The organism is Hyphobacterium vulgare, assembly GCF_042643335.1.
Classification (GTDB): domain Bacteria; phylum Pseudomonadota; class Alphaproteobacteria; order Caulobacterales; family Maricaulaceae; genus Hyphobacterium; species Hyphobacterium vulgare.
Genome location: NZ_JBHRSV010000031.1, coordinates 82,163 through 94,235 on the forward strand (window position 1 = coordinate 82,163; position 12,073 = coordinate 94,235).

Annotated in this window: 10 protein-coding genes; 5 read left to right on the forward strand and 5 right to left on the reverse strand. The window is 66.5% G+C overall.

The genetic code is table 11. The annotated features are described in order from the left end of the window. Nucleotides 1-93: 93 nt before the first annotated feature. The 5 genes from ACFOOR_RS15115 to ACFOOR_RS15135 are packed head-to-tail and all read right to left on the reverse strand — an operon-like array spanning nucleotide 94 to nucleotide 3,707. The gene (locus tag ACFOOR_RS15115; protein WP_343165278.1) at nucleotides 94-453 is read right to left on the reverse strand and encodes a phosphate acetyltransferase; all 360 of its coding nucleotides are present in this window, start codon (nucleotides 451-453) and stop codon (nucleotides 94-96) included. Continuing rightward, a complete protein-coding gene (locus ACFOOR_RS15120; protein WP_343165279.1) occupies nucleotides 450-812 on the reverse strand; it encodes a MaoC/PaaZ C-terminal domain-containing protein in 363 nt (120 codons plus the stop codon). Before ACFOOR_RS15120 ends, ACFOOR_RS15115 begins: the two co-directional genes overlap by 4 nt. Then, nucleotides 809-2,311 carry an AMP-binding protein gene (locus ACFOOR_RS15125; protein WP_343165280.1) on the reverse strand — a complete coding sequence of 501 codons (1,503 nt, stop codon included), beginning with the start codon at nucleotides 2,309-2,311 and terminating at the stop codon, nucleotides 809-811. Before ACFOOR_RS15125 ends, ACFOOR_RS15120 begins: the two co-directional genes overlap by 4 nt. Beyond that, complete coding sequence (locus ACFOOR_RS15130) at nucleotides 2,299-3,102, reverse strand: enoyl-CoA hydratase/isomerase family protein (RefSeq protein WP_343165281.1); 804 nt, start codon at nucleotides 3,100-3,102, stop codon at nucleotides 2,299-2,301. The genes ACFOOR_RS15125 and ACFOOR_RS15130 overlap by 13 nt, the downstream gene beginning before the upstream one ends. Beyond that, nucleotides 3,099-3,707: a TetR/AcrR family transcriptional regulator gene (locus tag ACFOOR_RS15135; RefSeq protein WP_343165282.1), complete on the reverse strand. Its 609-nt coding sequence runs from the start codon at nucleotides 3,705-3,707 to the stop codon at nucleotides 3,099-3,101. The genes ACFOOR_RS15130 and ACFOOR_RS15135 overlap by 4 nt, the downstream gene beginning before the upstream one ends. 90 nt (nucleotides 3,708-3,797) lie before the next feature. Between ACFOOR_RS15135 and ACFOOR_RS15140 the strand changes: the two genes are divergently transcribed. The 5 genes from ACFOOR_RS15140 (at nucleotide 3,798) to ACFOOR_RS15160 (ending at nucleotide 12,071) form a co-directional block, all read left to right on the forward strand. Beyond that, nucleotides 3,798-4,712: an alpha/beta fold hydrolase gene (locus ACFOOR_RS15140; RefSeq protein WP_343165283.1), complete on the forward strand. Its 915-nt coding sequence runs from the start codon at nucleotides 3,798-3,800 to the stop codon at nucleotides 4,710-4,712. Further along, entirely contained in the window at nucleotides 4,709-7,024 is a 2,316-nt protein-coding gene (locus ACFOOR_RS15145) for a TonB-dependent receptor (RefSeq protein ID WP_343165284.1), read from the forward strand. The genes ACFOOR_RS15140 and ACFOOR_RS15145 overlap by 4 nt, the downstream gene beginning before the upstream one ends. Nucleotides 7,025-7,106: 82 nt before the next feature. After that, nucleotides 7,107-8,030 carry an alpha/beta fold hydrolase gene (locus tag ACFOOR_RS15150; protein ID WP_343165285.1) on the forward strand — a complete coding sequence of 308 codons (924 nt, stop codon included), beginning with the start codon at nucleotides 7,107-7,109 and terminating at the stop codon, nucleotides 8,028-8,030. Next, nucleotides 8,031-9,332 (forward strand): spinster family MFS transporter, encoded by a 1,302-nt coding sequence (locus ACFOOR_RS15155; protein WP_343165286.1) that lies wholly within the window; start codon nucleotides 8,031-8,033, stop codon nucleotides 9,330-9,332. 81 nt (nucleotides 9,333-9,413) lie between these two features. After that, the gene (locus ACFOOR_RS15160; protein ID WP_343165287.1) at nucleotides 9,414-12,071 is read left to right on the forward strand and encodes a M14 metallopeptidase family protein; all 2,658 of its coding nucleotides are present in this window, start codon (nucleotides 9,414-9,416) and stop codon (nucleotides 12,069-12,071) included. Nucleotides 12,072-12,073: the final 2 nt, after the last annotated feature.

A 12,073-nucleotide genomic window follows, 5' to 3' on the forward strand; every position in this document is an offset into this window, starting at 1 on the left:
CCCTTTCAGGGCCGCACGTCTTTCCCTCTCCCTGCAGGGAGAGGGAGGGGACCCGGCCTGAGCCGAAGGCGAAGGTTGGGGAGGGTGAGGGGTCTACCCCGTCACATCCTTCGCCAGTACCAGCGCGCGGCCTTCGGCGATGATTGTGCCATCGGAAAGGATGCAGGTGGTCTTGAGGTCGACGAGGTGTTTGTCGGGGCGCAGGCGGGTGATCTCGACGCGCGCGGTGAGCGGCTGCCCCAGCGGGGCGGGGGCGAGGTAGGCGGTTTCCTGTTTCAGGTAGTTGGTGCCCTGGCCGGGCAGTTCGACGCCGAGGAGACAGGAGAACAGGGCGTGGATAAGCGGCTCCGGCACGGAGTCCGCGGCCGGACTTGTCCCCGCCAGCGCGGCGAGGTCTGCGACCTCCGCGGCGGTGAAAATGCGCGTGATTTCGGCCGACTGACCCAGCCTCATTTCACCATCTCCGCACGGCCTTCGACCACTGTTTCGCCGGTCTTCGTGGCTTTCAGAGTGATGATCTTTCGATCTTCGTCATCTTCGACGATCTCGGCATTGAAGGTGACGGTCTCGCCGGCATGGGCCGGGGCGGGAAACATCACGTCCTGACGCGCCTGCCGCCAGCCGGGCGCGAGTTGTTCGCAAAGCGCCCGCAGCACCGAGCAGAGGAGGGCGCCATGGGCGACGGTCTTGCCGAAGCGTGTGCGCGCCGAGAAGTCCGGATCGACATGGATCGGGTTGTCGTCGCCCGACAGTTTCGCGAAGGCGTCGAGTTCGGCCTGGGTGAAGGCGCGGTCGAGCGAGACGGATGTCATGCGCGCCTTTCCGGTTTCGGCAGCAGGTGTTTCTGCACCTTACCCGCCGCCGTGCGCGGGAAGTCGGCGGCGAAGATCCAGTGGCGCGGTACCTTGAAGCCGGCGAGATTTTCGCGGCACCAGGCGGTCAGTTCGCCCGCTGCGGCTGTCTGACCGGGGCGCAGGATGATGTGGGCGCAGCCGACCTCGCCCCATTTTTCATCGGGCACGCCGGTGATGGCGGCTTCCAGAACGGCGGGGTGGCGGGCGAGGACATTCTCGACCTCGGCGGGATAGACGTTCTCGCCGCCGGAAATGTACATCTCCTTGATCCGGCCCGCGACATAGACGAAGCCGTCCGCGTCCTCGCGGCCGAGATCGCCGCTTTTGAGCCAGCCGTCCGCGGTGAAGAGTTTCGCCGTCTCTTCCGGCCGGTTCCAGTAGCCGGGCGTCAGGCCGGGGCCGTGGAACTGGATCTCTCCGGTCTCGCCGCGCGGGACGGGCTGGCCCTCCGGCGTGGCGATCCGTGCCTCGGTGAGGAGCCAGGTGCGGCCGACCGAGCCGATCTTTTCGAGCGCGTAGGCCGGGTCGGAGAGGAAGGCGGTCGGGCCGGTCTCGGTCATGCCGAAGCCGTTGCAGACGATGGCGCCCCTCTTCGCGAAAGTCTGGACCAGAATGTCGGGCAGGGGTGCGCCGCCGCAGGCCCAGTGGCGGACTTTCGTCAGGTCGGCGGTCTGGAAATCGGGGTGCAGGGTCAGCTCGCGGTAAACCGCCGGGACGCCGATGAAAATGTCCATCTTCCCGGCATTGACGAGCGCCAGCAGCGCGCCCGGGTCGAAGCCGGGCAGGACGTAATTCGTGCCGCCGGCGAAGAAGACCGGCAATGTGTGCAGATTGATCCCGGCGGTATGGAAGAGGGGCAGGAAGTTGAGCGTTGCATGCGTGCCGCGCAGGCCGGTCGCCTGGGCGATGTTGATGTAGTTCACATGCGCCATGGCATAGGTCTGGATGACGCCCTTGGGCCGGCCTGTCGTGCCGGAGGTGTAGATCAGATACCAGGTCTCGTCCGCCGGCCATTCGGCGCGGCCGGGATGGCGGGCGCTGGCGTCGCGCCGCGCGGCATAGTCCGCATCGAGACCGATCAGGACCGCGCCCGATCCCTTTGCCGCGTCATTCGCGACGGCTTCATCCTCTGCCCCGAACAGGACGAGTTTCGCCGCGCAATCGGCGATCAGCGGGACGAGTTCGGCCGCCGGCATGCGCCAGTTGAGCGGCACCAGGATCGCGCCGAGCCGGGCGCAGGCGAACAGGATCTCGAAGAATTCGACCCGGTTGCGGCACAGGATGGCGACGCGGTCGCCAAATCCGATCCCGGCTTCCGCCAGCAAGGTCGTAGCGCGTCCGGCGCGGTCGTCGAACTGCGCGAAACTGACACTTTCGTCCGTCATCAGATCGATGAAGGCGGTGCCGCCGGGATTGATCGCGGCTCGGCGGGCGGGGATATCGGTCAGGAAGCGCATCGCGCGGCCTCCGTTTTGGGCGCGGTGAAGGCGCGCATGCGGTCCAGCGTCTCGGGCCGGACGACCTTGTCCAGAAAGGCTTCACGCTCGGCTTCCAGCGCCGGGGCCAGGTCGCCGGAATCCGTGCCGGCGAGACGCCGCGCCTCGAGGAGGATGGCCGGATCCAGCGGGATCGCGGCCCGGGCTTCGGCCAGCGCTGCGGGCGTCAGGCCAGCCGGTGTGCAGATGCGGTCGGCGAGACCGATGCGCAGCAATTCGTCCGCATACAGACGGGCGTCCGTGGCGATCCAGCCCGAGGCGCGCGCTGCACCGATCCTTTGCGGCAGAAGCGCGGTCCAGCCGCCATCGGGCGCGAAGCCCATCACGGCGTAGTAGGGCTGCACGAACGTGGTATCGGTGATCAGGATCCGGTCGGCGGCGAGGGCGAGGCCGAGCGATCCGCCGGTGACCGGTCCGTTCACCGCAGCGATGACGGTTCCGGGGTGGCGGCGCAGGGCGAGAATGACACGGTTGAGCGCGCCGACAAGATCGCCGGCATAGGCGCGCAAGGTTTCTGCCGAACCGGCATGATCCAGGAAGCCGCCGATATCGCCGCCGGTGGAGAAGGCCTTGCCGCTGCCGGTGAGGACGAGCGGGCCGCCTTGCAATGCGGCGGTATCGAGCGCGGCCTGAAGGGATGCCAACAGGCCGGGGACAAGCGCATTGCCGCGTTCCGGCCGGTCGAGCGTCACAAGGCTGACGCCGCCCTGCCGCTCGTGACGGACGAGCGGATGTCCGGACCGGGCTGTCACGGCCGCAGCCCTTCGACGATCATCGCCGCGGCTTCGTTGGCGATTTCCCGGCTCGATCGGCTTTCGTCCCAGATGCCGTATTTCAGACCGAGATAGGTGTTCATGCCCATCAGCGCCCAGGCCCGGATATCGGCGTCACCGGCACTGATCTCGCCGCGTCTGACGGCGTCATCGAGATTGCGGCGATAGCCTTCCACGAAGGTCTCGTAATAGGCGCGGTAGGCGTCGGGCGCGACGAATTGCGACTCCATGACGATTCGGTAGAGATCGCGGTGGGCGCGCACGAAATCGATGTAGAGTTCGATGCCGAGACGTTCCGCCTCGAGGCGGTTGGTGGCGGTTCCGATACGCTCGGCAAGCCAGCTTCGCGTGGTCCGCCCCATATGGTCGACGAGGCCGCGGAAAATCTCGTCCTTGGAGTCGAAATAGACGTAGAAGGTGCCGAGCGCGACCTTGGCCCGCCTGGTGATTTCGCCGATCGAGGTGGCGTGAAATCCGTTGGCGCCGAACTCGCGTTCTGCCGCTTCCAGCAGCTTCCGGCGCGTTCGTTCCCCACGTTCGGTTTTCGGCCCCTTGGCGGAGGCTCTATCGACTGAAGTTGACATATGATTCACTTTTCACAAAATGAGCACACGCGCAATATCGCACAAAAGGGTCCGCAAGCGACCCCGCGCGCAACGGGGAGGACGTGAGCCTTGCCTCACGCGAATGCACTGGCCGAAGCCGGCGGGATCGCACGGCTGAAGGTGCCGCTCGGCGACGGCACGGGCATGTCCGTGGCCGTGAGCGGCGAGGGGCCGGACCTGTTGCTGGTGCACGGGTGGTCGGCCCATGCCGGCTTCTTCGAGGATGTTCAGCATCGTCTGGCGGACCGCTTCCGGGTGATCGCCCCCGACCTGCGCGCGCATGGGGCGACGCCGCGCGGCACCGCCCCCCTGACAATCCGGCAGCTGGCCGACGATCTCAACCGGATGTTCGAAGCGCTCGCCGTCCGCGACGCGGTCGTGTCCGGCTGGTCGATGGGAGCGATGGTGCTGTGGCGCATGATGGCGGACCACGGCGCGCAGCGGATTGCCGGTCTCATCGTCGAGGACATGAGCCCGCGCATCCTGAACGATCATGCCTGGACGCTGGGAATGTCGAACGGAATCGACGCCTCGACGTCGCAGCGCGCCTGCGATTCGATGCGCGCCAACTGGATGGCCTATGCGGAGGCTTTCGCGCCGCGCATGTTCGCCCGGGATTCACGCCACCGGCTCGGCAAGACCCGCGACTGGGTCGTCGGCGAATTCGCCGCCCATGACGGCGACGCGATGGCCGATCTGTGGACTTCGATGGCCGCCGAGGACGCGCGGCCCATCCTGCCCGAACTGAAGCTTCCCGTCCGCGTCATCCATGGCGCGCTAAGCGAAGCCTACAGCCCGGAGACGAGCCGGTTTCTCGTCGAAACTCTTCCCGATGCCGAAGTCGTCTCCTTCGCGCGATCGGGCCATGCGCCCCACCTGGAGGAGCCGGAACGCTTTTCCAGTGCGGTCGCCGAATTCGCCGACCGGGTGCAGCCGGCCGGCGGCCATAAAAACCCAACCAGTTCCGAGGGGAGTAAATCATGACCACCATGCGTAAACTGACCCTGCAGGCCACGCTGCTGTCCAGCGTTGCCGCAGCCGCCATCGTGACCGCGCCGGGCGCGATCGCGCAGGAGGCGGAGGCTTCGGCCCCGTCCGACGTCATCACCGTCACGGCCCGCCGCCGCGAGGAATCGCTGCTCGACGTGCCGATCGCGGTGACCGCCGTTTCCGGCACCCAGCTGGAAGCGATGGGCGCGGCGGACATCCTGTCCATCGCCCAGCTCGCGCCGAGCGTGACGCTGGAAGCCTCGCGCGGCACCAACTCGACCCTGACCGCCTTCATCCGCGGTGTCGGTCAGCAGGACCCGGTGTCGGGCTTTGAATCGGGCGTCGGCATCTATGTCGATGACGTCTATCTCAACCGTCCGCAGGCGGCGGTCCTCGACATCTTCGACGTCGAGCGGATCGAAGTGCTGCGCGGTCCGCAGGGTACGCTCTACGGCCGCAACACGATCGGCGGCGCGATCAAATACGTTACCCGCCGTCTTGATGCGGACAGCCCGACGGTCTCGCTGCGCGCCAATGTCGGCACCTATGAGCAGTTCGACCTGATCGGTTCGGCCTCGACCCCGATCGGCGACACGCTGCGCGTCGGCGCGGCCATCGCCCGCCTGACCCGCGGCGGTTTCGGTACCAATCTGACCACCGGCGAGGACAACTACAACAAGGACGTCCTGGCCGGCCGGATCTCGGTCGAGTTCGAGCCGAACGACCAGTTCCTGCTGCGCCTGTCGGCGGACCGGATCGAAGACAATTCGAACGCCCGCGGCGGTCACCGCCTGATGGTCGGCCGTCTGACCGGCGCGCCGATCCTCGACGACGTGTTCGACACGCGCGGCGGCCTCAATGTCGTGGCGCAGTCGGTCGAGGCCCAGGGGGTCTCGCTGTCGATGGAATACCGCCTCAACGACAACTGGACGGTGCGCAACATCCTCGCCTATCGCGACGACGAATCGATCACGCCGATCGATTTCGATGCGCTTCCGGGCGCCGACCTCGACGTGCCGGCGATCTACACCAACGACCAGTTCTCGGAAGAATTCCAGCTCCTCTATGAAGGCGACCGCCTGTCGGGCGTCATGGGCGTCTACTATCTCGATGCCAATTCCACGACGGTGTTCGACGTGCTTCTGGGCACCACCGGCACGCTGATCAATCTTCCGGGCCTCAACGCCCAGACCTTCGGCGATGTCGGCACCAATACCTGGTCGGTGTTCGCGGACTTCAGCTATGACGTCGCGCCGCGCACGACGATCTCCGTCGGCGGCCGCTACACCTATGACGAGCGGAATTCGACGGTTCTGCGCCGGACCTATATCGGCGGTTTCTCGGAGTATTTCGGCGGCAACCCGACGCTGATCGCGACGACGTCGAACTTCACCGGTTCCAACGACTGGACCGATTTCAGCCCGCGGGCGTCGATCAGCTTCGAGCCGAACGACACCAACACGCTCTACGCGTCCTACAGTCAGGGCTTCAAGGGCGGCGGTTTCGATCCGCGCGGCCAGACCTCGGCGACGCCGGACTTCAACCAGGACGGCAATATCACCGCCGACGAAATCTTCGAATTCATGTCCTTCGATCCGGAAACGGTCGACACGGTCGAACTCGGCTGGCGCGTCGCGACCGGCACCTACCGTCACAGCCTGACGGTCTTCCACTCCGAGTATCGCGATGTGCAGATCCCGGGCTCGGTCGGCGTCGACACCAACAATGACGGCATCAACGACACCTTCACCGGCGTCACGACCAATGCCGCCTCGGCGAAGATCACCGGCATCGAGTTCGAAGGTGCCTGGACGTTCGGCCAGGACAGCTTCACGCCGGGCGATGCGTTCAACCTGACCTGGGCGCTGGGCTATCTCGACGGTCACTACGGCCAGTTCATCTCCGGCCTGGGCGTGGACATCTCCAACCAGGTCCAGATCCAGAACACGCCGAACACGACGGCCAATGCGACGCTGGCCTATGTCGTTCCGGCCTGGTCCGGCGATCTGACCCTGATGGGCCAGGCGGCCTATCGCAGCGACTCCAGCCAGTTCGAGATTCCGTTCGCGGCGCTCGACCAGGGCTCCTTCACCCTGTGGAATGCCAGCGTGGTCTGGGATTCCGGCAACGGGAACTGGCAGTTCGGCCTGCATGGCCGCAACCTGACGGACGAGGAATACCGGGTCGCCGGCTATGACTTCGTCAACAACACGACCTTCGCGCCGGAACTCGGCCTCGAAGGCACGCTGACCGCCTATTACGGCGATCCGCGGACCTTCACCGCGACGGTCGCTTACCGCTACTAGGCGCGGGGGGACGCGTCTGGAACCCGGCCGGGAAGCGCTCTAGGGCTTTTCCCGGCCGGTGCTTTTTTCGGGGAGAAGAGACATGCGCCTGATCTGGATCATTGTGGCCCTATTGGTTGTGGCCGCAGGTGCCGCGGTCTTCTTCCTGACCCGGCCGGCGCCCGAGGCCGGACCGGCGATCGATTCGCCCTACTGGAGCGAGACCGACCAACTGGTCGATGTCGGCGGGCGGCAGGTCCGCGTCCGGATCACCGGACCGCGCACTGCGCAGCCCATCGTGCTGGTCCACGGATTTTCCGTCTCGCTGGAAAGCTGGGACGCCTGGGCCGAAGGCCTAGAAAGCGACTACCGCGTGATCCGCATGGATCTGCCGGGGCACGGGCTGACCGGTCCTGACCCGGAAGCGCGCTACACGGTTCAGGACACGGCCGATTTCATCGGCGAGATGATGGACGCGATGGACATCGACCACGCCGTGATCGGCGGCAATTCGCTGGGCGGGCTCGCCGCCTGGCGCTTTGCAGCCGACCATCCGGAGCGCGTCGATGCGCTGGTTCTGGTGTCGCCCGGCGGGTATTCGATCAACGGCGTCACCGAGGAGCCGGTCGCGGTGCCGCTACCGGTGGCAATGTATCTGCGCGGCGCGCCGGAAGGCCTGGTGCGTGCGGGCACCGCCAATCTCTATGGCGATGCCAGCCGCATGGACCCGTCCGTGCCGGAGCGGATCACCGCGCTGATGGCCGGCAATGGCGACGCCTTCGTGGAGCGCCTCGAAGTCTTCACCCTGCCGGAACCCACGGCCGATCTTGAGCGCATTTCGGTGCCGACGCTGATCCTGCACGGGCGGATGGACCGGATGATCCCGGTCGATCACTCTGAGGCGATGGCCGAAACGATTCCCGGTGCCCGCCTGATCACCTACGACGACCTCGGACATGTCGCGCACGAGGAAGACCCCGGGCGCACGCTGGCCGATGTCCGCAGCTTTCTCGACGAGGTTCTCTAGATGAGCGATGCCGCAGCCCCGATGAACCCGGCGGAGAACACCAAATACCGCTATCTGGTGCTTTTCCTTCTCTTCCTGGTCTATGCGTTCAACTTCCTCGACCGGCAGATCATTTCCATCCTGGCGATCCCGATCCGCGACGAGCTGGGGCTGAACGACCGTCAGTTGGGGCTTCTCGGCGGCCTCGCCTTCGCCTTTCTCTATTCGACCCTCGGCGTGCCGATCGCCTGGCTGGCCGACCGGACCAACCGGACCTGGATCATCACCGGCGCGCTGACCTTCTGGAGCGGCTTCACCGCGCTGTGCGGTTTCGCGACGAATTTCTGGCAGCTGTTCGCAGCGCGCGTCGGGGTCGGCATCGGCGAGGCGGGCGGTGTGGCCCCGTCCTATTCGCTGATCGCGGACTATTTCCCGCCGAAGAGCCGGGCACGGGCGCTCGCTGTCTATTCGCTCGGCATTCCCATCGGCTCGGCCTTCGGCGTGATCGCCGGGGCGCAGATTGCCGGCGGGGCGATCAGCGAGGCGCTCGACTGGCGCGCCGCCTTCATCATTGTCGGCGTGGCGGGAATCATCATCGCGCCGATCTTCAAATTCTTCGTCCGCGAACCGGTGCGCGGTGGGCTGGATACGGTGCCGATCGACCCGGCCGCGAAGAAGCCGAGTTTCTTCCAGGTACTCGGCGTGCTCAGCAAGAAGCCGTCCTTCTGGTACCTCACTTTCGGCGCGGCGTGCTCCTCGATGATGGGATATGGCGTCTTCTTCTGGCTGCCCTCCTTCTTCGCGCGCACGTTCGACCTCGGCATCATCGATACGGGTTGGTTGTTCGGCACGGTGTTGTTCATCGGCGGCACGGCGGGCATCGTGCTCGGCGGAGTCCTGAGCGACTGGCTCGGCAAGCGCTCGGTCTCGGCCTATGCGCGGGTGCCGGGCATCGCCTTCCTTCTGACCACGCCGCTCTATATCGCCGGCGTGCTGGCGCCGACGCCGATCCTGTCGCTGGTGTTGTTCCTGATCCCGACGGCGCTCGGCCTCGCCTGGCTCGGCCCGGCCCTGTCGGCCTTCCAGCATCTCGTGCCGCCCTCGATGCGCACCACGGCGTCGTCGATCTTCCTGCTGATCAACAACCTGTTCGGCATCGCCGGGGGCATTTATGTGCTGGGCGAATTCTCGACCTTGCTGACGCCAAGCTTCGGTGACGAGGCATTGCGCTATTCGATCATCCTGGGGTCGCTGATCTACCTCGTCGCGGGCGGGCTCTTCCTGCTTGCGTCGAAGCGCCTGGAAAAGGACTGGGAAGGCTAAGCGATTTTTCATGCAGACCGCCGTCGCGCGGCGCGCGGCGGCGGGCTAACGTCCGCTCCGGGCGATACCGGGGAGGATTTCATGCGGATGATTGCGGCCATTCTGGCAGGCGCGTTGTTGAGCGGTGCCGCGGCGCAGGCGCAGGACGCCTCGCCCTTTGAAATCCGTCACGACACGGACATTCCGGCGGCAGCCGATGTCCTCGGCCATGACTTCGGTACGGAGATCACCCCGCCGGAGGACGCGATCGATTATCTGCGCGCGCTCGAAGCCGCCGCGCCCGACCGGATCCGCGTGTTCGACTATGCCGAGAGCTGGGAAGGCCGCACGCTGGCCTATGCGGTGATCGCCCGTCCCGAAATCCTTGCCGATCTGGACGCCGTGCAGGCCAACCTCGCCCGCCTCGCCGATCCGCGCGGCGTGTCCGCCGCCGATCTTGACCGGCTGGCCGCGGAAACCCCGCCGGTCGTCTGGCTGTCCTATGGCGTGCATGGCGACGAGATTTCCTCGACCGATGCGGGCCTCAGGACCGCCTATCACCTCGTCTCGGCGGTGAACGACCCGATGGCTCGGACCATTCTCGACAATACGATCGTGATCATCGATCCGGTGCAGAATCCCGACGGACGCGCCCGCTTCGTGCACAGTTTCGAACAGGCACGCGGCCTTGAAGCCGATCCGCTGCGCTTCGCGGTCGAGCACGACCAGCCCTGGCCGGGCGGGCGGTTCAATCACTATCTGTTCGACATGAACCGGGACTGGTTCACGATGAGCCAGCCCGAAACCGTCGGCCGGGTTCAGGCGATGCTGGACTGGCATCCGGTCGTCGTGGTCGATGCCCACGAAATGGGCGGGGATTCGAGCTATTTCTTCGCGCCCGCCGCCGAACCCTTCAATCCGCAGATCGTGCGATCGCAGCGCGCGGCACAGGATCTGATCGGGCGCAATCATGCGCGCTGGTTCGACCGCTTCGGCTACACCTATTTCACGCGGGAAATCTTCGATCTCTTCTATCCGGGTTATGGCGACATGTGGCCGACCCTGCACGGCGCCGTCGCCATGACCTATGAGCAGGCGTCAGCGCGCGGCCTCGTCTGGCGGCGTCAGGATGGCTCGACCCTGACCTATGGCGACGCCGTCGATCACCATTTCATCGCGAGCCTGTCGACGGCGCAGGTGGTGGCTGAAAACCGTGAACGCTTCGTGCGCGACCGTCTGGCCTTCCGTCAGGGCGCGATCGACGAACGCTCCGGGCCGCGCGGCATCCTGCTCGACCGCACCGGCAATCGCTGGGGCGCGGAGCGGCTCGCCCGTCTCCTGGCGCGGCAGGGGATCGAGGTTGACGCGATCGAGGGCGGTTTCACCGCCTGCGGGTCGCGCTTCCGCAACGGAGCCTATCTCGTCCGCTTCGACCAGCCGGCCGGGCGTCTGGCGCGGACGCTGCTGGAAGCCGATACGCGCCTGCCCGACGCCTTCATGGAAGAACAGGAATCGCGCCGCGCCCGCGGGCTCGATCATGAACTCTATGACGTGACCGCGTGGTCGCTGCCGCTGATGTTCGACGTCGAGATGGCCGCCTGCCAGACGCTGCCGGCGAATGCGTCGCAGCGGTTCGACTCGGAGACTGCGATGTCCGGCGGTGTCGTTGGCGATGCCGCTTTCGGCTACGCGATTCCGTGGACCGATGCCGGTCAGGCGGCGATGGCCGCGGCGTTGCTGCGCGACGGCGTGGCGATGCGCACCACCGACGCGCCCTTCACGATCGGCGACCGGGTCTTCCCGCGCGGCACGGTGGTGATCCAGCGTCATGGCCAGACCGGCGATCTCGACGCACTGGTCCGCGCGGCCGCCGAGGAGACTGGTGCGATCGCGATCGGCCTGTCGTCCAGCTGGACCGACGAGGGCCCCAATCTCGGCAGCGGCAATTTCAACGCGATGGTCGCGCCCCGTATTGCCATGGCCTGGGGAGACGGCACCGCGCCGACCTCGGCCGGGGCGGTGCGTTTCGTGCTGGAACGCCGCTACGGCCTGCCGGTGACGATCATCCGCACGGCGCGCCTTCGAAGCGCCGACCTGTCGCAGTTCGATGTGCTGATCCTGCCGGAAGCGGGTGGCGCCGGGTACGCCGGAGAGCTCGGGGAGAGCGGCGCACATGCCATCACCCGCTTCGTGCAAACCGGCGGCGTACTGGTCGGCCTCGGCGATGCGACGCGCTGGATGGCGTCTTCCGGTGTCGATCTTCTGCCGGTTCAGCGCGAGCGTGCGGCGGACGCGATCCCGGACGATGGCGTGGACGGTCCGGTCATTCCGGGCCGGATCATCGAGGACGAGGCCGAACTGCTCGCGGCGGAAACCCCGCGCGATGCGATGCCGGACTCCTCTCCCGGCGCGCTCTTGCGGGTGACTGCCAACGGCGATGCCTGGATGTCGGCGGGCTATGACGACGGCGCCTTCGCGCTGGTCACCGGTTCGGACATCTATTCCACGGTGCCGCTAGACGAGCTGACAACGGCGCTGCGCTTTGCCGGGCCGGACACTCTCGTGGGTGGCGGCTATCTGTGGGCGGAGAACCGGGCGCAGATCGCCTTCAAACCCTTCCTCGTCAGCCGCCCGTCCGGACAGGGCCAAGTGATCGCCTTCACCCAGGATCCGACGACCCGCGCGTATCAGGAAGGCCTCGACCTGGCGCTCCTGAATGCGGTGCTGCTGGGTCCGGCTCACGCCTCGCCGCTGCGCTGACC

Coding starts and splice junctions, on each gene's coding strand:
- ACFOOR_RS15115 (WP_343165278.1), bottom strand. CDS start 453: ATGAGGCTGGGTCAGTCGGCCGAAATCACGCGCATTTTCACCGCCGCG.
- ACFOOR_RS15120 (WP_343165279.1), bottom strand. CDS start 812: ATGACATCCGTCTCGCTCGACCGCGCCTTCACCCAGGCCGAACTCGAC.
- ACFOOR_RS15125 (WP_343165280.1), bottom strand. CDS start 2,311: ATGCGCTTCCTGACCGATATCCCCGCCCGCCGAGCCGCGATCAATCCC.
- ACFOOR_RS15135 (WP_343165282.1), bottom strand. CDS start 3,707: ATGTCAACTTCAGTCGATAGAGCCTCCGCCAAGGGGCCGAAAACCGAA.
- ACFOOR_RS15145 (WP_343165284.1), top strand. CDS start 4,709: ATGACCACCATGCGTAAACTGACCCTGCAGGCCACGCTGCTGTCCAGC.
- ACFOOR_RS15150 (WP_343165285.1), top strand. CDS start 7,107: ATGCGCCTGATCTGGATCATTGTGGCCCTATTGGTTGTGGCCGCAGGT.
- ACFOOR_RS15155 (WP_343165286.1), top strand. CDS start 8,031: ATGAGCGATGCCGCAGCCCCGATGAACCCGGCGGAGAACACCAAATAC.
- ACFOOR_RS15160 (WP_343165287.1), top strand. CDS start 9,414: ATGCGGATGATTGCGGCCATTCTGGCAGGCGCGTTGTTGAGCGGTGCC.